This window comes from Paraburkholderia sp. 35.1, from assembly GCF_050436525.1.
Lineage (GTDB): Bacteria > Pseudomonadota > Gammaproteobacteria > Burkholderiales > Burkholderiaceae > Paraburkholderia > Paraburkholderia tuberum.
Window position 1 is genome coordinate 1,186,898 of record NZ_JBNDMJ010000002.1, and the last position, 17,513, is coordinate 1,204,410.

A 17,513-nucleotide genomic window follows, 5' to 3' on the forward strand; every position below is an offset into this window, starting at 1 on the left:
CGCTCGCTCGTTTACTATCTACTCACGCGCAGCTCCCTCTATTCGTCTCGCCCTATCGCCGGCCACGAACCGGCCGTGATTACGCGCGCCAGGAGCGCTTGCCATGAACATCGACTTTCATTACGGCGTGGTCTACATTGCCGCGCGCGTCGGCGGCATGACGGCCGGCGATGCGCAAACCATCGCGCATGCCTGCCAATATGTCGACGACGCAACGACGAGCGGAATACTGCGGTTCAAAGGCGGCGAGACATTCGAGCGATTCGCGACCGCGCACAAGTTATTCGATTACGCCAATACCGAGAACGACCAGAACCGGCTCGTGTGGACGCCGTTCCATTTTCTGCCGGCTGGCGAGGGTGAAAGTCTCGAGGAAAAGGCGGTTTGCCGGCCCGACAGTGAAGTTGCGCGCGAAGTCGTGCGGCGCGCGATCCGGCAGCGCGATTCGGAGACCGCGTTGCACCGGCTCGGCGTGACGCTTCATACCTATGTCGATACGTGGGCGCACCAGGGATTCGCGGGCATCGAAAGCCCGTGGAATCGCGTGCATCTTCTCGAGGCACAGGATTGCACGCGCAAAGGCTGGCTCGCGAGCCTCGAACTAGCGGTCGCGCATCTGATCGAGCATGTCGAGGAGGACGTTCTGACGATCGCGTTGCCGGTCGGCCATGGCGCCGCGTTGCATTATCCCGACCAGCCATGGGCGCGCTGGCATTACATAGACGGCCGCAATCACTTCATCTCACGACATAATTTGCCGGATTTCGTGCAGGCGGCGGACATGAGTTGTCGTGTCGTGCGAGCTTATCTGGCCGGACGCGAAGATTTCGAAAACCAGCCAGGCATGCCGGACGACGTTAAAGACGCGCTGACCCGGCTGCTCGATACGAACCGCGAACCCGACGACAACCTGCGTCTGAGAACCGTTTGCGAATGGGTGAATGCAGGCCGTATTCCAGGTTTGAAAGAACCCGTGCCCGGCTATATCGCCAAAGGACAAGGATCGTGGAAGTACCAGGCCACCGGTTTGTTGTGCGATGACGACACCGGGGACAGACCGGAGTGGACGACCGCCTTCGAGAAGAGCGACTACCGGCTCTTTCACGACGCGGTCAAACAGCACCGTTTCGTGACCACTCAGGAGATCTTGCCCGCGCGCGGATTACGCATTGCCTAAGTGATCGGAGCAGGGCGCGTCGCCGCGAACGGAGATTCGAAGATCATTGCCGCGTCTCTCGTGCGAACGTTTGCGGCGGCGCCCGTATTCTCCAGTCACTGCATTCGGGCTTGCTGATGCGGCGCAGCCTGAGCCGCCGCCTGCTGTTCTTCGGCGTGCTTTTTGGCCATATGCCGTCCGACGATACAGCCGCCGACCGCGCCGACCACCGCATGATGTCCCGCGTAGTGCCCGGCGACGCCGCCCACTACCGCTCCTTTCAGGCAACCGGCCGCGATCGCGGTGCCGGCCATTGCCAACGAGACTGCCGTTGCCCCGAGGGCGATCCGAATAAAACCAGCTTTCATTGCAAGTACCATCGTGTTTGAGTGGATCGGAATTAGGGTGGCCCGGCGTCCATTTCAATAGCCGCCGCAAGCATGGCGGCTGACAAAGGACTCTCTATTGGCCATACGTCCGCCGCTGGGCACGGATATGAAGTGTAAATGGACTTGGCCGGTACAGGAGCAACAGGTGCTGCAAGATCGTAACGGCACGTTACCGGAGCCGGGGCGGTGTCTTTGCACGCGTCGTCAGTGGCGTTTCGCGCATGCTTGAATCCGTTCGCTATAGCGGGCCACGAAAAAAGACCGTTTTCAAATAAAAAGTGGACTACTCTCCTTTGAATATCCAAAGGCCTGGCTATAGTAGAAGCGACTAATGCCAGAAAGCACGGCGGCGCCCTTTCTGTCGCCGATGCGGATGACGGGGAAACACAAATGACGCCATCGAATGCAGCGATCTATCAGACCAGGACTTGCACGCCGGAGTCGTTGCGCACGCTCGCGAGCTTTCTCGAATTGGCGCTCGACGAGGGTAAAAGCGTAGTCGTGATGCGGATCGGCAAGCAGGCGCGCAGCGTTTATGTCGGAAATCCATCCGGGGCATTGGAGGATTTAACGGATTCCGGCGTCGTCGACGCTTTCCAGGCAGATGAAATGCTGGTACTGACCCGCCTGGGCCTGAACCGGATAACGGCGGACGGTCAACACTACCGCTTCATACGGAGTGTGAGGTACATTGCCGATCGCCAGGTCGTCGTTTTTACACCTATCTGAGTGGTGGTGGAACCGAAATGAAAAAGAAGAATCAGGAGGGAGGGAAAAGGAAGAAAGCTTCGATGACCCGGTAAAAAACCTGAAAGCTTCGTTATTTGAACGCCGCATCGGTGCTCGTATCGATGTATTGAAGCTCGGGATAGGTCAATACACTGCCTTTCTTCCGTCATTCATGGCATAGTTCGACGATTACCACATAAGGAGCAATCAAATGCCTTCGTTAGAGCAAATCCAAGCCAAGCTTAAGAAGCTCCAGGAGCAAGCTGACGTTCTCATTGCCAGAAAAGCACAAGCCGCGGTCGACCAGATTCGCGAATTGATGCTCAAGCACGGTCTCACGACTGCCGATCTCGAAGCACAGGCGAAGGCACGACGTGCCGCGCGAGGTCTGAATGGCAATCCGGCGGGTCGCGGAAGACCTGCGGGTGCGAGCAAAGCCGCCAGGTCGGCAACCCCGGCGAAGTATCGCGACCACAAGACCGGCGCGACCTGGACGGGGCACGGCCGCGCGCCTGGCTGGATCGCCGGCGTGAAGGACCGCACGGCGTTCCTGATCGACGCTGCGAGCGCAAGCAAGCCCGCGGCTGCTCCCGCCGCGAAGGGCGGCAAAGGACAGCCGAAAGGCGCCCAGCCGCCGAAGTACCTGAATCCGAAAACCGGCGCGACCTGGAGCGGCCGCGGTCCGGCGCCGGCATGGCTCGCGGCCGTCAAGGACCGCAGCAAATTCCTGATCGATGACGCGAGCATGGCTGCCGCTCCGAAAGCGGCGAAAACGGCGGCAAAGAGCAGCCAGGCGAAAGCGACCGCGAGTGCGGTAGGCAAGAAGACCGCGGCGAAAAAAGCAACGCGCAAGACGGCCGTGAAAAAGACCGCAGCCAAAAAGGCCACTCCCGCAAGCCGGAAAGCCGCGGTGAAGAAGACCGCCGGCCGCAAAAGCGTTGTGAAGGCGGCAAGAAAAGCACCGGCGCGCAAGGCTGCTGCAAAGAGTACGGCCGCACCCGTCGCGGCGGCTCCCCAAACGCCAGAGACGCAAGCAAGCGCGTAATAGCCGTGGAGTCGTGAAGTAGATGGTTAGCACGTTCGATGCACCCCGGCAGGAAGATCAGGTCTTCCTGCTGGACTCCGCTCCTCATCCGGCAGCCGATGCGGCCGAACCATTCATCGTCGCCAGCGATCGCCGCGTGATCCTCACTTATCCGATCGCGGAGTCGGACTTTGATCGGTTCGGGCCATTCGATCCCGACGACGATCCTTTTTGCGCAGTGCTGTTCGCCGACGCCATCTTTCACCGTCTCGGGCCGCCGGGCGATGACGATCGCGCCATTCATCCGCTCGCGGCCCAAGGTCTCGTCGGCTGCGCGGTGCATGAAGTCGTCAATTCGTCGTTGTGCGCCGAGATTGCCGCCGTGGCGACAGACTCCGTCGCCATTGCTCCCGAGGCACCGGCGCGGCGGCATTTCGTCATTACGTTTCAGGCATCGACGTTCGAATGCGTGGCGTCGGACTATACGGTCATCGGCGTATTCGGCGCGGGCGAAATCGCAAGCCGCGAGGCGTTTGCATTGGTCAGATAAAGCGTTGGAACCAGAAAGCAAGGCGCGGTCCTGATCCGGGCACGCGCCGTGCATGACGTGCTGATAGTGAAAGCCAGGCACGAGTGCGGCATTCCCCCGTCGGATGCGGGAGTCGTATGCCGTGACCCGCCGCCTGCCATCGAGGCCACGCATGCTGACCATTTCTATTACCGCGTTCGTCACGCTCGTGATCGTTCTCCTGATCGCCAATCTGTGGAGCGGCGAGAAGAAAATAGAACACAGAATCGAGCGGCTTTATAAGAGCGAAGATCCGCAATTCCTTCGTTCGATGGGTTTATTGCTCGGTCCACCCGTGGTGCCGGGTAATCGCTTCGAGATGCTGCTCAACGGCGACCAGATCTTTCCGTCGATGCTCGAGGGCATTCGGTCGGCGCGCGAAACCATCACATTTGAAACGTTCATTTACTGGTCTGGCGAGATCGGCGGACAGATTGCGCGTGCGCTTGCCGATAAGGCGCGCGAAGGTGTCGCCGTGCATGTACTGCTCGACTGGGTCGGTTCGTCGAAAATGGATCGGCACTATCTGCAACTGCTGCGGGAGGCCGGCGCCGAAGTGGTCAGGTATCACAAGCCGCATTGGACCGGACTCGGCCGCATGAACGACCGTACGCACCGCAAACTATTGGTGATCGACGGCCGGATCGGTTTTACCGGCGGGGTCGGCATAGCGCCGGAGTGGACTGGCAATGCGCAGGACGAAAAGCATTGGCGCGATACGCATTTTCGCGTGACGGGTCCAGTGGTCGGCCATATGCAGGCCGTGTTCATGGACAACTGGATCAAGGCGACCAGCAGCGTATTGCACGGTCCCGAGTATTTTCCGCACATCGATGCCGAGCCGAAAGGAGCGGGCCAGGGTCTCGCGCATATGTTCAGCAGTTCGCCGTCGGGCGGCAGTGACGACATGCAGTTGATGTATCTGATGGCCATCACCGCCGCCACGCGCAGTTTGCAGCTTGCGAGCGCGTACTTCGTGCCCGACAAGCTCACCATCAACGCGATCGTCGAAGCCGCGAAACGCGGCGTGAAAGTAGAGATCGTCACGCCGGGCAAACGCATCGACACGCACACGGTGCGCGAAGCGTCGCGTGCGTGTTGGGGCGATCTACTTAAAGCGGGCGTCGAGATCTACGAGTACCAGCCGACCATGTTCCATTGCAAGTTGCTGGTAGTCGACGAGTACATGGTGTCGGTCGGCTCGACGAACTTCGATAGTCGCTCGTTCAAGCTGAACGACGAAGCGAACCTGAACATCTACGACCGCGATTTCGCCACGCAGCAGACCGCCGCGTTCGACGACGACATCGCGAAGTCGAAGCGCGTCACGCTCGAAGCATGGACGCGGCGTTCGTTCACCGAGAAGCTCGTCGAGAAATTCGTGCGGCTACTGGACACGCAGCTTTGAATGCCGGTGCGAACGAGACGAAGCGCCGACGGATCAGTGAACGGCGCTGCTCAGATACGCCTCGACGTCGGGGCGCACTGCTCGCTTGCCGTTGCGGCGTTCAACGGCAGCCACGTCGACGAGGCGCGCCTTTGCGTGTTGATACGCATTGGCAAAGCCGCGCAGTTGTTGCGTGACCGGACGGTCGTCGAGCCGGCGTCGTGTGAGCGCTTGCGCGATGCTGCGTTCGATCAGCGCCAACTGGTGTCGATATAGTCGATGCACCGCTCGCGGCAGCGCGAGGATATTGCACCAGCGCATCGAGATTGGGCGTGTTGATTTCGCCGCCGAACGCGTGGATGTCGGAGTAGCCGAGACTACCGCGCTAATTGCCCGGATCGAGCACGGGCTTGTCCGGGTCCGCCTGGGTGCGGTAAGGCAACTGCGCGGCGTGAGGATCGGTGATCGTGTTGTCGATCACGCGCTCGACGTCCGCCGTTTTGGCGAGTTCGGTGAGGAAAGTCTTCTTGTCGAAGCTCGGCGCGACGCAGCCTTCGACGTAGATAAAGCGGCGTTGCAGCGTGAGCCATAGCGTCGATTGCTCGCGCCAGTGCGTCGCGACGTTCAGATTCGCGAGACGCCGTTGCACGCTCTCGGCGATTTCCGCGTCGTACAGATACGCGTTCGGCAAACGGCAACGGCCTTCGATCCAGCAGCTATTGCCGCGTTCGATTCTGTAATGGCTATCGTCGAGCCATTCCTTTTCGGTTTCGAATGGGCCAAGCGGAGTTGGGCAATCGGCGATCGCTTTGGATATCTGCAGGAATGGATCGTGGCCGCGATTGACGCGCGCCGGTTCGCCATAAACGCGAGCCGTGGCCACGCAAATCATCAGACCGGCAAGACTCAGTTCGAACACGCGCTTCATGCCGTGGTCGCTCCAGGTGTGGACCGCTCATTATCGCGCGCCCGCGAACCTCAACGCTTGTTGCGCCGGTTCTCGACCGCGAACTTGATCAACTCGGCCTGTCCTTCGATATCGAGCTTGCGCTTCAGATTCAGTCGATGCGTCTCCACGGTTCGCACCGACAGATCGTTGCGCTGCGCGATCTGCTTGCTCGACAGTCCCTCGGCAAGCGCATCGAGAATGTCGCGCTCGCGCGGCGTCAAGCGTTCGACCGGCGATTGCGTTGCCGATGCCTGGATCAGTCGAGCACCGATCTCCGCGCTGAAGAACGTCTTGCCGTCGAGTACCGCGCCGATCGCCTGAATGATTTCGAGCGCCGGCGAATCCTTCAGAACGTAGCCGCTCGCGCCCGCGCGCACCGCCTGCGTCACGTATTCGAGGTTGTCGTGCATCGACAGCATCAGCACACGAATCGCCGGAAAGCGCTCGTGAAAGAGGCCCGCCAACGCAATGCCGTTCATGCCGCTTTTCATGCCGACATCCATCAGCGCCAGATGCGGCGCCTGTCGTTCGGCCAGCGCGAGCGCTTGCTGCGCGTCGCCCGCTTCGCCGACCACTTCGAAGTGGCGCACTGCTTCGAGCCGTGCGCGCAGACCGTCGCGCACGAGCGGATGATCGTCGACGAGCAGCAGACGCGCGATGGAAGGAGAGGTCGTGTCGTTCATGATCAGAGTTCCTGCAGGGACGGCACCGTTGCATGCGTCGTGGGCAGCGGCACGCGCGCGGCGACGACGGTGTGCCCCGGCTGCGAGTTCAGCGACAGCGTGCCGCCGAGCGCTTCGAGCCGTTCGCGCATGTTGCGCAGGCCGACACCTTCACGTCCGCCGACGAATGCTTCGGTCACGTCGAAACCGCGGCCGTTGTCGGAGATCGTCAGCGTGACCGCATCGCGCGAAACCTCGAGCGCAAGCGCCGCGCTCGACGCCTGCGCATGTCGCACGATGTTCGTCAGCGCTTCCTGGGCGATGCGAAACAGCACGGTGTTGACCGTGTCGGGCAACGTGGCGGCATGCGTATGCGCGATCTGCGTGAAGCCGAGCGCGATGCCGGACTCGTCGCCGAGTTCGCGCGTCAGTTGTTCGAGGGCGGCCGCGACACCGAGATCGTCGAGCATCGACGGACGCAGCGCATGAGAAATGCGCCGGACTTCGCGCAGCGTATCGCCGAGCCGCGTGAGTCCGGTGGACAGGGCGGCCTCGGCGGCGGGCACGCGTGCGTCGCCGCGTTCGAGCCGCGCGAGCGCCGATTCGAGCAGCAGCTTCACGGACACCATCATCTGGCTGATGCCGTCGTGCAATTCGCGCGACAGGCGCGCTCGCTCGTTTTCCTGCGACTCGACGACCTGCTGCGCGAGCCGCTTCAGCTTCGCGTCGGCACTGCGATATTCGGTCACGTTCAGCACGAGTGCGCACAGCGCAATGACCGCGAGACCAGCCACCGCGATCGCGTCGATCCACTTCATCGTGCGATCGATATTGGCCGCGGCCTCCTCGTCGATGTGCGCGAGCGTCGTGTCGATGTCGTCGAGATAGATGCCGGTGCCGAGCATCCAGCCCCAGCGTTCGAGCGGCACCACGTAGCCGAGTTTCGACTCCTCCTTGCCGGTCGACGGCCGATGCCACAGATAGCGCACATAGCCGCCGCCGCGCGCGGCTGCGGCGAGTAGCTGCTGGATCGTCGGCGTGCCCTGGCTATCGCGCAACGACCACAGATCCCGACCCACCAGATCCGGCTCGCGCGGATGCATCAGGGTGCGGCCGTGCAGGTCGTACACGAAGAAGTAGCCGTCCTCGCCGAAATTCATCTTTTCGAGCACCGCGAGCGCACGCGTGCGCAGCAGCGCGTCGTCGCGTGCGTTGTCGCCGCCGGCCTCGTAGAGCGGCGCGATCGCAGTCGTCGCGAGTTCGACGTAGTGCTTGAGCTCGATCTCCTTACTCGCCATGTACGCGGCCTGGGTGGTCGCGTGCTGCCGCTCGGCGAGTGCGGTCGCTTCGCGGCGCACGCCCGTCTCGATGCTGGCGATCGCCACCAGAAAGGGCACGATCGCGAGCAGCACTATCTTTGCTTTGAGTTTCATCGTTGAAAGAAGCCAGTCAACGGGCTACGTAATATTACGTAGACGGCTTACGTAGTTGCGCGCTTGAAAGCAAGTGCGCGAAGGCGAATACTACATGCCCGTCGCATACCGCGCCGCGCGAGGCCTGGCGCTCGAGTGTGCGACGTTCCCCGATTTTCCGCCTGACCTCAGGCAACCGGGCATTTGCGCGTCGGGCCACGAGCCATCGCGCGCGCTGTCGATAATACTCAGGAGACGTTCGTGGAGACCTCCCCCTCGGCCAGCCGTTCATGGCTCTGGCTCATTTTGCTGATCCCTTATATCGCGCTGCTGTGGCTGCCGTTCTATAACGATGCGCATCCGCCGCTCGCAGGCTTTCCGTTCTTCTACTGGTATCAGTTTCTGTGGGTGCCGTTGACCTCGCTGCTGATTTACATCGTGTATCGAGGTCTCAAATGAGCGATCTGAATCCTGTGAACCCGGTTGCGATGACGGTCTTCATCGCGTTCTTCGTGCTCGTCACGGTGATCGGCTTTTTTGCCGCGCGCTGGAAACGCGGCGATCTGACGCAACTGCACGAGTGGGGTCTCGGCGGACGGCAGTTCGGCACGGTCATTTCGTGGTTCCTCGTCGGCGGCGATTTCTATACCGCCTATACGGTGATCGCGGTGCCCGCGCTCGTTTATTCGGTGGGCGCGTATGGCTTCTTCGCGCTGCCGTACACGATCATCGTTTATCCGTTCGTGTTCGCAGTGATGCCGAAGCTGTGGAAGGTTGCGCACGCGAAGAACCACATCACCGCGGCCGACTACGTGCACGGCGAGTACGGCGGCAAGTGGTTCCCGGCGGCCATCGCGCTGACCGGCATCGTCGCGACGATGCCGTATATCGCGCTGCAGCTGGTGGGCATGCAGGTCGTGATCAAGGGGCTCGGCGTCAGCGGCGAATTGCCGTTGATCGTCGCGTTCGTGATCCTCGCGCTCTATACGTATGCAAGCGGCCTGCGCGCGCCGGCGATGATCGCGTTCGTCAAGGACATCATGATCTATATCGTCGTGATCGCGGCGGTATGGCTGATTCCGGTGAAGCTCGGCGGCTATGGGCACGTGTTCGCACTGGCCGATGCGCACTTCCAGGCGAAGGGCGGCGCGACCGGTATCCTGCTGAAGCCGAATCAGTACACGGCGTTCGCATCGCTCGCGCTCGGCTCGGCGCTCGCCGCGTTCATGTATCCGCATACGATGACGGCGGTGCTGTCGTCGGCGTCGGCAAAGACGGTGCGCAAGAACGCGATCTTCCTGCCGGCCTACACGGTGCTGCTCGGCCTGATCGCGCTGCTCGGCTATATGGCGATCGCCGCTGGCGTGAACGTGAAGTCGGCAAGCGACGTGGTGCCGACCCTCTTCGGCACGCTGTTCCCGTCGTGGTTCGTCGGTTTCGCGGCTGCCGCGATTGCGATCAGCGCGCTGGTGCCGGCCGCGATCATGTCGATCGGCGCGGCGAATCTGTTCACGCGTAATCTGTGGCGTCCGCTGGTGTCGCCGAACATCTCGCCCGAGGCGGAGGCAGCCAATGCGAAGATCGTTTCGCTGGTCGTCAAGTTCGGGGCGCTGCTGTTCATCGTGTTCCTGCCGACGCAGTATGCGATCGATCTGCAACTACTCGGCGGCGTGTGGATTCTGCAAATTTTCCCGGCCATCGTGTTCACGCTGTACACGCGCCGTCTGAACACGCCGGGTCTGTTCGTCGGCTGGCTCGTCGGTATCGTGCTCGGCACGGGCCTCGCGATTTCGCAAGGGCTCAAGCCGGTGTATGGCCTGCATTTCGGCCACGAGAACTATCCGCTGTATATCGGCCTGATCGCGCTCGTCGCGAATATCGTCGTGAGCTTCGCGGTGTCGGCAGTGTCGCCGCGACGGGCTGCCATGACGGCCTGATCGACGGTTGTCCGGCTCGATGAAGAACGCCGCGGGCTGTTGGCCCGCGGCGTTTTTTTATTGCTTCGACGGCTGGCGGCTTGGTTGGAGGTGTGCCGTGAGGGTGGCTTTAGCGTGAGATGACGATAATTGTGCGATGAAGGCGGAGATTTCGAGCGGGCCTCAGACCCTCCGGCTAAAACCGCTCGACTCGAAACGGCCGCGGATCGACCAGCGTCTGCTCGCCGGTCATCATCTCGGCGATCAGCCGCCCCGTCACCGGTCCGAGCGTCAGACCATGATGCGCATGGCCGAACGCGAACCACAGTCCCCGATGTTTCGTCGCGGGCCCGATGATCGGCATCATGTCCGGCGTGCACGGGCGGCGTCCCATCCACGGTTCGGCATCCAGACGTTCGCCGAGCGGAAACAGCGTGCGCGCGATCGGCTCGACCGCGTCGAGTTGCACCGGCGTCTTGGCCGCCTCGGGGCGCGCGATTTCGGCGCCCGTGGTCAAACGGATGCCGCGCGCCATCGGCGCGAGCACATAGCCGTGTTCCACGTCGAGAATCGGATGGTTGAGCCGCGCGCTCCGACGCGGCGCGTAGTGCATGTGATAGCCGCGCTTGACCGCGAGCGGCAGCCGATACCCGAGCCGCGTGCTCGCGCGATCCGACCACGGTCCGAGCGCGATCACCGCCGACTCGGCCGTGATCGCCCCGTCCCGCGTCTCGACCTGCCAGCCTTCACGCAGCGTGTCGGCATCGCCGATGAAGAACCGTCCCCCGAGCGCTTCGAAGTACCGCGCGTATGCGGTGACGAGCGCGTTCGGATCGCTGACCGAATCGGATTGCGGATAGCGCAGCCCGCCTTGCAGCCGCTTGTCGAGATCGGGTTCGAGCTGTTGCAGGCGCGGCGCGTCGAGCGTTTCGAACTCGACGCCGTACTCGCGATGCCACTGTTCGGCGAGGCTGGTTTCGGCGTCGCGCGCGGCGGCATGGCGAAACACCTTGATCCAGCCGATCGGCCGCAGCAGCGCGCTGGCACCGGCGTCCGCGGCAAGCGCGCGATGTTCGCTGACACAATGCTCGATCAGCGTCGCGTACGATTTCGCGATTTCCGCGTGCTTCGCCGGATGCGAGTTGCGCCAGTAGCGCCACAGGAACGGCGCAACCTGCACCATCGCGTCGGCGTGATAGCGCACGTCGGGCGACTGGTTGCGCGCGTAGCGCAGCAGGGTGCCGAGCCCGCGCGGAAACGCGTACGGATAGACGCCTTCGCGCTGGATCAGCCCGGCGTTGCCGAACGAGGTCTCGTTGCCCGCCTGCTTACGGTCGATCAGCGCAACCGCGCGGCCGCGTTTCTGCAGATGCACGGCGACGCACACCCCGACAATGCCGGCGCCGAGCACCACGGTATCGAATTTCATGCTCCCTGTCCGCCTTGCGTGTGTTCTGTGTGTTGTCGACGCTCCGCCGTGTTCGTGCGCAGCGAGGCGCCAGCTTTCATCTTATACAGGGATAGGTCCGCTTCGCTATTGGCAAAAAAGCCGCGCTCGGGAAAACGCCCGAATGCCAGGTTCGATCGGGCAAAACCGTGTCTTTCGACGCACGATCGAGCGGGCGACTTAGGACTCGCTGGCGTCTGCGTGTAAACTGCTGACTTTTTTGCGTCCGGTGGTATGTTGCAAGCCCCTCAGGGCAGCGCCCTCACTGGGCCTGCGCTCGTTCGCTTACTGGCCCGTCTCGCCGAGGCCGACGTCGCCGAATCGCGACAATCGCTGGCGGATCGGCTGAGCCAGTGGCTCGGCTGGACCGACGCGATCGCGTTGTCGTCCGCGCTGGATGGCAAGCCGCCGTCCGTCGCTGGTGGCGCGCGCGCGTTCGGCCGTGCGGAAGAGGAAGAGTGCACGCGCGTGCGCCGCTCGCTGGTGAGCGCAATCGTGAGCGATAGCGTGCTCGCCGGCTCACGGCGGCGTGGCCCGTCGCCGTCGTCCGCCCGGATGTCGGCGCCGCGCGTGGCGGTCGACACGCAGGCCGACTACGCGGTGTTCCGACAGCGCTATCTCGCGCTTCAGCAGTCGATGGAAACGGCGATCGGTACGTTGCGTGGCCGGCTGCGCGCGTTGCTGGCGACGCAGGCGCCGTCGCTCGCGCGGCTCGCGGTCGTCGATGCGGTGATGGAGCGTGCGCTGGGCGAGCGCGAGCGGACTTTGCTCGGCGCGGTGCCCGGGTTGCTCGGCGGGCACTACGAGCGCTTGCGCGAGGGTGAGAAGCGGAGGTTGGCGGAGGCGGAAGCAGCGGCCGAAGTTGCCGCCGATGCCGATCCCACGCGGCAGCAGTCGGCCGAAGTCGAAGCCGGCGCTGCAGCCATGCAGCCGGAAGCAGCCTTGGCTCAAGTCAAAGCAAGCACCGCAGCCACGCGGCTCGCCAGGTCGACCGACGGCGGCAACGCTGCCGCGCCGCTCGCGTCCGAGGCGTGGCTCGACGTCTTCCGCAAGGACATGCAGAGCGTTTTGCTGGCCGAGCTGGAGGTTCGTTTTCAACCGGTCGAAGGGCTGCTCGCGGCTCTTCGCGTCTGCTAACTGGGACCCCATGTCCAGATATCGTATCGATCTCGTTGTATTTCTCGCGGGGCTCTCCGCGGCGTGCTGGATCGCCGTCGGTTATGCCGTTTCCAATCCGCTCGCGTTCGTCGTCACGCTGCTGATCGGCGTCTTCTACGTGCTAGGCGCGCTCGAATTGCGCCGCTATGGTCAGGCGACCGCCACGCTGACAGGCGCGCTCGCCGGGTTGTCCGGACCACCGCCGAGCCTCGCCGCGTTTCTCGAAGCTGTCCATCCGAGTCTGCGCAATAGCGTGCGGCTGCGCGTCGAAGGCGAGCGCGTCGCGTTGCCGGGACCCGCGCTGACGCCGTATCTGGTCGGTCTGCTGGTGCTGCTCGGCATGCTCGGCACGCTGCTCGGCATGGTGATGACGCTGCGCGGCACCGGCCTTGCGCTGGAGAGCGCGAGCGACCTGCAGGCGATCCGCGCATCGCTGGCCGCGCCGGTCAAGGGGCTGGGCTTCGCGTTCGGCACGTCGATCGCGGGTGTCGCGACGTCCGCGATGCTCGGGCTGCTGTCCGCGCTGTCCCGCCGCGAGCGGCTCGAAGCGGCGCAACAGCTCGACGCGAAGATCGCGACGACTTTGCGCGTCTACTCGCAGAGCCATCAGCGCGAAGAAAGCTTCCGGCTGCTGCAACGCCAGGCCGAAGCGACGCCGCTGCTGGTCGAACGTCTGCAGACGATGATGAGCGCGCTCGAACAGCAGAGCGCCGCGTCGAACGAGCGGCAGATCGCGAGCCTCGACGCGTTTTACGGCCGCACCGAAGCCGCCTATCTGCGGCTCGCCGGTGTGATCGAGCAGTCGCTGAAGGACAGCGTGACCGGCAGCGCGCAGGCCGCCGGCAAGGCCCTGCAGCCGGTCGTCGAAGCGACGATGGCCGGCCTCTCGCGCGAAACCGCCGCGTTGCACGACGCGGTGACCCAGGCCGTGCAGCGCCAGCTCGACGGCATGTCGAGCGGCTTCGCGGCGACCAGCGCGAACGTCGCCGAGATTTGCCACAGCGCGCTCGCCGGACATCGGCAGGCGAGCGACGAGTTGGCCGCGCAACAGCGCGCTTCGGTCGAACGCGTTGCGGAAGCGTTCGAACAGCGCTCGCTCGCGCTGCTCGACGGCGTGTCCGCGCGGCTCGAAGCGACGGCGAGCGGCATGTCGCAGGCCTGGGGCGACGCGTTGGCTCAGCAGCAAAGCGCGGGCGACCAACTCGCCGCCAACAACGAACAGGCGTTGGCGCGCGCCGCCGCGACGTTCGAGCAGCATGCCGCGGCGTTGCTGAGCGCGGTCGGTAGCTCGCATGCGAATTTGCAGACCGAACTGAGCGCGCGCGACGAGCAGCGTTTGGGCGCGTGGGCCGAGGCGCTCGACGCGATGGGTGCGAAGCTCAGCGAACAATGGCGGCAGAGGGGTGCGCAAGCCGCCAGCCATCAGCAGCAGATCTGCGACGCGCTTGCGCAAACCGCACGCGATATCTCCATGCAGACGCAAACGCATGCCAGCGCGACGATCGCGGAAATCGATCGACTGGTTCAAGCCGCGGCTGAAGCACCGAAGGCGGCGACAAACCTGCAAGCCGAACTCGCCGCGCGCGACGAACAGCGCTTCGCGGCATGGACCGAAGCGCTCGCCGCGATGACCGCAAAGCTCGACGAACAATGGCAGCAAACGGGTTTGCAAACTGCGACCCGTCAGCAGCAAATCTGCGACGCACTCGCGCAAACCGCACGCGATATCTCCGCGCAGACGCAAACGCATGCCAGCGCGACGATCGCAGAAATCGAGCGCCTCGTGCAAGCGGCGTCCGAAGCGCCGAAGGCCGCTGCCGAAGTCGTCGCGGAGCTGCGCCAGAAGCTCTCCGACAGCATGGTCCGGGACACCGCGATGCTCGAAGAGCGCAGTCGTCTGCTCGCCACGCTGGAGACGCTGCTCGACGCAGTCACCCACGCGTCGACCGAGCAACGCACGGCCGTCGATGCCTTGGTCTCGACGTCGGCGGGTCTGCTCGAACGCGTCGGTAATCGCTTCACCGAGCACCTCGAGCACGAGACCGGCAAGCTCGGCACGGTCGCCGCGCAGGTCACCGGCAGCGCGGTCGAAGTCGCGAGCCTCGGCGAAGCATTCGGCGCGGCCGTGCATACCTTCGGCGAAGCGAACGACAAGCTCGTCGCACATCTCGAACGCATCGAAGCAGCGCTCGACAAATCGCTCGCGCGCAGCGACGAACAGCTCGCCTACTACGTCGCGCAGGCGCGTGACGTGGTCGACCTCAGCGTGATGTCGCAGAAGCAGATCGTCGAAGACCTGCAGTTGCTGGCCGCGCAGCGCGCGACCGCTGGAGCCGACGCGGTATGAGCGAGGACATCGACGGCGGCGTGGAAACCTCCGCGCCGATCTGGGCCGCGTTCGGCGATCTGATGTCGGTGCTGGTCGGCGCGTTCGTGCTGATTCTGGTCAGCGTGATCGGCGTGCAGCTCGAACTGTCGAGCAAGCTCGAGCAGGAGGTCAAGCAGCGCCAGGCTGAAACGCAGCGCCGCAAGACGCTCGAACAGGCACTCGCGGGACCGCTCGCGGCGGGGCGCGTGACGCTCGTCAATGGGCGCATCGGCATTAGCGGCAACGTGCTGTTCGCGCTGAACTCCGCCCAGCTGCAGCCTGAGGGTCGCGCGCTGCTGAAGAGTCTCGCCGGGCCGCTGTCCGCGTATCTGCGCGCGAGCGATCAGATTCTGATGGTCAGCGGCTTCACCGACGATCAACGCCTGCGCGAAGGCAATCGACGCTTCGCCGATAACTGGGAGCTGTCGGCGCAGCGCGCGTTGACGGTCACGCGCACGCTGATCGACGAGGGCGTGTCGGCGTCGTCGGTGTTTGCGGCGGCGTTCGGCTCGGAGCAGCCGGTCAGTTCGAATGCCGACGAACCCGGCCGCGCGAAAAACCGCCGCGTCGAAATCGCGCCGGTGCCGCGGCCGTCGAGTGCGGCGGCAGCGGAGAAGTCCGGTGCTTGACGACGCGATCCACACGGCTCGCGCGAGGCTCGATGCATGGCGCGCGAGCGGCGCGGCTCGGCTCGATCCGGTGCGCTTTCATCTGCTCGACGCGCTTACGCGGCGCGCGGCACAGCACAGCGGCGAGCCGCGACGAGTGCTCGAGCAACGATTGGCAGGACTGCTGGCCGACTATACGGCCGAGGTCGAGCGTGCCGCTGCGGACGAGAGCGCGTCGCAAGCCACGTCCGGTGACGCCAACGCGGCCAACGACGCCACGCTCGCGGCGCTGATCGAACGCCTCGCCCGCCACCACGCGCGCGCCGATGCTCCGCACGGTGCCGCCTATCCCGATCTGCCCGCAGTCGACTACTTCCGCGAAGTCTGGTCCAAACTGCGCACCGAAAAGCAGTTGCGCCAGTCGCTCGCGCAGGTGCCAGGCAACGCGGGGCCGCTCAATTCGAGCAGCCTCGTACATCGCGCGCTGTCGTTGATGCGCGAGCTGTCGCCGGAATATCTGAAGCAATTTCTGTCGTATGTCGATACGCTGTCGTGGCTCGAGCAGATGAACGGCGGCGCACCGCTCGAGAAGGAAGCGCCGCGCGCCGCGACGACCGGCAAGGGCGCTCGCAAGAAGGCGCGCTGATGCGCTAACGGCGGTTGGAATTTGCGTGCGCCAAGCCGCCGAAGCGTTCAGTCGAAGTCGAACACATCGAAAATCGAGCGCTTCTTTTGATACCCGCGATGTTCGTCGCGACGCTCCTCGTAACGCTGCCGCTCGCTTTCCAAGGCACGCTCGCCGCGATCGAGCCATACGCCTCGACAGTCCGGACAGTAATCGTTTCGATCGAGCGGCGCTCGGTCATCAGCAGACCGGTCGTTTTGCAGACTGGGCATTTCATCACGGCATCACTCCTCGCTGCTTGCCAGACGTTTCGTTTTCGCGCGCCGCGCGAGCATGTTCATCGCCTCGACGAACGCGGAAAACGCCATCGCCGCATAGATATACGCCTTCGGAACGTGCGAGCCGAAACCATCGGCGATCAGTGTCATGCCGATCACGAGCAGGAAGCTCAGCGCCAGCATCACGATGGTCGGATTGCGATCGATGAAGCGCGCGAGCGGCTGCGCCGCGAACAGCATCACCATGATCGACACGATCACCGCGACGAACATGATCGGCAGGTGCTCGGTCATGCCGACCGCGGTGATGATGCTGTCGACGGAAAACACGAGGTCGAGCAGGATGATCTGGCCGATCGCGGCCGCCACGGTCAACTGCACGGTCGAGCTGGTTTTCGCGGCGAGTTCGTCAGCGGGGATCATGTGCTGACGGATTTCGGTGGTCGCCTTCCACACGAGGAACAGGCCGCCGCCGACGAGGATCAGATCGCGCCACGAAAAGCCATGATCGAACAGCGTGAACGCGACCGCGGTCAGCTTCGTGATCCACGCGATGGTGCTGAGCAGAAGCAGCCGCATCACCAGCGCGAGCAGCAGCCCGATGCGCTGCGCGCGCGGGCGTTGCGCTTCCGGCAAGCGGTTGCTGAGGATCGAAATGAAGATCAGGTTATCGATGCCGAGCACGATCTCCATCACGATCAGCGTGACGAGCGCGGCCCACGCGGCGGGATCGGCAACGAGTGCGAACAGGGAGTCCATGAGGTGGCGGAATCGAGTGCGCCGCGAGCGGCGGAACCGCCATCATGGGCCTATTCGCGGTTCGAATGAACCAGTGAT

At 63.8% G+C, this 17,513-nt stretch carries 18 protein-coding genes and 1 pseudogene; 11 read left to right on the plus strand and 8 right to left on the minus strand.

The annotated features are described in order from the left end of the window. Positions 1-103: 103 nt before the first annotated feature. The gene (locus OKW27_RS11420) at positions 104-1,177 is read left to right on the plus strand and encodes a DUF6765 family protein (protein WP_184064180.1); all 1,074 of its coding nucleotides are present in this window, start codon (positions 104-106) and stop codon (positions 1,175-1,177) included. Between the two features lie 95 nt (positions 1,178-1,272). On the opposite strand, the gene OKW27_RS11425 is transcribed toward OKW27_RS11420, so the two are convergent. After that, positions 1,273-1,524: a hypothetical protein gene (locus OKW27_RS11425; protein ID WP_429333524.1), complete on the minus strand. Its 252-nt coding sequence runs from the start codon at positions 1,522-1,524 to the stop codon at positions 1,273-1,275. 411 nt (positions 1,525-1,935) lie between these two features. Here OKW27_RS11425 and OKW27_RS11430 point away from each other — a divergent pair, with 411 nt between their 5' ends. From OKW27_RS11430 to cls, 4 genes are all read left to right on the plus strand, one after another. Next, positions 1,936-2,274 (plus strand): hypothetical protein, encoded by a 339-nt coding sequence (locus tag OKW27_RS11430; RefSeq protein WP_090807114.1) that lies wholly within the window; start codon positions 1,936-1,938, stop codon positions 2,272-2,274. Between the two features lie 211 nt (positions 2,275-2,485). Beyond that, complete coding sequence (locus OKW27_RS11435; RefSeq protein ID WP_429333525.1) at positions 2,486-3,319, plus strand: H-NS family nucleoid-associated regulatory protein; 834 nt, start codon at positions 2,486-2,488, stop codon at positions 3,317-3,319. 22 nt (positions 3,320-3,341) lie between these two features. Further along, complete coding sequence (locus OKW27_RS11440) at positions 3,342-3,848, plus strand: hypothetical protein (protein ID WP_429333526.1); 507 nt, start codon at positions 3,342-3,344, stop codon at positions 3,846-3,848. Positions 3,849-3,999: 151 nt separating this feature from the next. After that, positions 4,000-5,274: a cardiolipin synthase gene (gene cls, locus OKW27_RS11445; RefSeq protein WP_429333527.1), complete on the plus strand. Its 1,275-nt coding sequence runs from the start codon at positions 4,000-4,002 to the stop codon at positions 5,272-5,274. A 33-nt stretch (positions 5,275-5,307) separates the two neighbouring features. Here cls and OKW27_RS11450 read toward each other — a convergent pair whose 3' ends face one another. The 4 genes from OKW27_RS11450 to OKW27_RS11465 form a co-directional block, all read right to left on the minus strand. Further along, positions 5,308-5,514, minus strand: a complete 207-nt coding sequence (locus OKW27_RS11450) for a hypothetical protein (RefSeq protein ID WP_244144817.1) — start codon at positions 5,512-5,514, stop codon at positions 5,308-5,310. Between the two features lie 124 nt (positions 5,515-5,638). Continuing rightward, entirely contained in the window at positions 5,639-6,181 is a 543-nt protein-coding gene (locus tag OKW27_RS11455; RefSeq protein ID WP_429333528.1) for a hypothetical protein, read from the minus strand. Between the two features lie 50 nt (positions 6,182-6,231). After that, the gene (locus OKW27_RS11460; protein WP_184046652.1) at positions 6,232-6,885 is read right to left on the minus strand and encodes a response regulator; all 654 of its coding nucleotides are present in this window, start codon (positions 6,883-6,885) and stop codon (positions 6,232-6,234) included. A 2-nt stretch (positions 6,886-6,887) separates the two neighbouring features. Further along, positions 6,888-8,297 (minus strand): cache domain-containing protein, encoded by a 1,410-nt coding sequence (locus tag OKW27_RS11465; protein ID WP_429333529.1) that lies wholly within the window; start codon positions 8,295-8,297, stop codon positions 6,888-6,890. Positions 8,298-8,537: 240 nt separating this feature from the next. On the opposite strand from OKW27_RS11465, the gene OKW27_RS11470 reads away from it, so the two are divergent. Together OKW27_RS11470 and mctP are read left to right on the plus strand one after the other, a co-directional pair. After that, on the plus strand, positions 8,538-8,735 hold the full coding sequence (locus OKW27_RS11470; protein ID WP_429333530.1) for a DUF3311 domain-containing protein: 198 nt from the start codon (positions 8,538-8,540) through the stop codon (positions 8,733-8,735). After that, positions 8,732-10,213 (plus strand): monocarboxylate uptake permease MctP, encoded by a 1,482-nt coding sequence (mctP, locus tag OKW27_RS11475; protein WP_429333531.1) that lies wholly within the window; start codon positions 8,732-8,734, stop codon positions 10,211-10,213. Before OKW27_RS11470 ends, mctP begins: the two co-directional genes overlap by 4 nt. Before the next feature lie 175 nt (positions 10,214-10,388). Here the strand turns inward: mctP and OKW27_RS11480 are convergent, their stop codons facing one another. Next, positions 10,389-11,621, minus strand: coding sequence for an NAD(P)/FAD-dependent oxidoreductase (locus OKW27_RS11480; RefSeq protein ID WP_429333532.1), 1,233 nt, complete (start codon positions 11,619-11,621; stop codon positions 10,389-10,391). Positions 11,622-11,873: 252 nt separating this feature from the next. Here OKW27_RS11480 and OKW27_RS11485 point away from each other — a divergent pair, with 252 nt between their 5' ends. The 4 genes from OKW27_RS11485 to OKW27_RS11500 are packed head-to-tail and all read left to right on the plus strand — an operon-like array spanning position 11,874 to position 16,419. After that, complete coding sequence (locus OKW27_RS11485; RefSeq protein WP_429333533.1) at positions 11,874-12,776, plus strand: DUF3348 domain-containing protein; 903 nt, start codon at positions 11,874-11,876, stop codon at positions 12,774-12,776. Positions 12,777-12,786: 10 nt separating this feature from the next. Then, positions 12,787-15,144 (plus strand): DUF802 domain-containing protein, encoded by a 2,358-nt coding sequence (locus OKW27_RS11490; RefSeq protein ID WP_429333534.1) that lies wholly within the window; start codon positions 12,787-12,789, stop codon positions 15,142-15,144. After that, positions 15,141-15,794: an OmpA family protein gene (locus tag OKW27_RS11495; RefSeq protein WP_090807091.1), complete on the plus strand. Its 654-nt coding sequence runs from the start codon at positions 15,141-15,143 to the stop codon at positions 15,792-15,794. Before OKW27_RS11490 ends, OKW27_RS11495 begins: the two co-directional genes overlap by 4 nt. Then, a complete protein-coding gene (locus tag OKW27_RS11500) occupies positions 15,787-16,419 on the plus strand; it encodes a DUF2894 domain-containing protein (protein ID WP_429333535.1) in 633 nt (210 codons plus the stop codon). Before OKW27_RS11495 ends, OKW27_RS11500 begins: the two co-directional genes overlap by 8 nt. A 47-nt stretch (positions 16,420-16,466) precedes the next feature. On the opposite strand, the pseudogene OKW27_RS11505 reads toward OKW27_RS11500, so the two are convergent. Both OKW27_RS11505 and OKW27_RS11510 read right to left on the minus strand, forming a co-directional pair. After that, a pseudogene (locus tag OKW27_RS11505) lies at positions 16,467-16,675 on the minus strand (zf-TFIIB domain-containing protein). A 7-nt stretch (positions 16,676-16,682) separates the two neighbouring features. Further along, positions 16,683-17,435, minus strand: a complete 753-nt coding sequence (locus OKW27_RS11510) for a TerC family protein (RefSeq protein WP_429333536.1) — start codon at positions 17,433-17,435, stop codon at positions 16,683-16,685. Positions 17,436-17,513 lie beyond the last annotated feature (78 nt).

Coding starts and splice junctions, on each gene's coding strand:
- OKW27_RS11420 (WP_184064180.1), top strand. CDS start 104: ATGAACATCGACTTTCATTACGGCGTGGTCTACATTGCCGCGCGCGTC.
- OKW27_RS11425 (WP_429333524.1), bottom strand. CDS start 1,524: ATGAAAGCTGGTTTTATTCGGATCGCCCTCGGGGCAACGGCAGTCTCG.
- OKW27_RS11430 (WP_090807114.1), top strand. CDS start 1,936: ATGACGCCATCGAATGCAGCGATCTATCAGACCAGGACTTGCACGCCG.
- OKW27_RS11435 (WP_429333525.1), top strand. CDS start 2,486: ATGCCTTCGTTAGAGCAAATCCAAGCCAAGCTTAAGAAGCTCCAGGAG.
- OKW27_RS11440 (WP_429333526.1), top strand. CDS start 3,342: ATGGTTAGCACGTTCGATGCACCCCGGCAGGAAGATCAGGTCTTCCTG.
- cls (WP_429333527.1), top strand. CDS start 4,000: ATGCTGACCATTTCTATTACCGCGTTCGTCACGCTCGTGATCGTTCTC.
- OKW27_RS11455 (WP_429333528.1), bottom strand. CDS start 6,181: ATGAAGCGCGTGTTCGAACTGAGTCTTGCCGGTCTGATGATTTGCGTG.
- OKW27_RS11460 (WP_184046652.1), bottom strand. CDS start 6,885: ATGAACGACACGACCTCTCCTTCCATCGCGCGTCTGCTGCTCGTCGAC.
- OKW27_RS11465 (WP_429333529.1), bottom strand. CDS start 8,297: ATGAAACTCAAAGCAAAGATAGTGCTGCTCGCGATCGTGCCCTTTCTG.
- mctP (WP_429333531.1), top strand. CDS start 8,732: ATGAGCGATCTGAATCCTGTGAACCCGGTTGCGATGACGGTCTTCATC.
- OKW27_RS11480 (WP_429333532.1), bottom strand. CDS start 11,621: ATGAAATTCGATACCGTGGTGCTCGGCGCCGGCATTGTCGGGGTGTGC.
- OKW27_RS11485 (WP_429333533.1), top strand. CDS start 11,874: ATGTTGCAAGCCCCTCAGGGCAGCGCCCTCACTGGGCCTGCGCTCGTT.
- OKW27_RS11490 (WP_429333534.1), top strand. CDS start 12,787: ATGTCCAGATATCGTATCGATCTCGTTGTATTTCTCGCGGGGCTCTCC.
- OKW27_RS11495 (WP_090807091.1), top strand. CDS start 15,141: ATGAGCGAGGACATCGACGGCGGCGTGGAAACCTCCGCGCCGATCTGG.
- OKW27_RS11510 (WP_429333536.1), bottom strand. CDS start 17,435: ATGGACTCCCTGTTCGCACTCGTTGCCGATCCCGCCGCGTGGGCCGCG.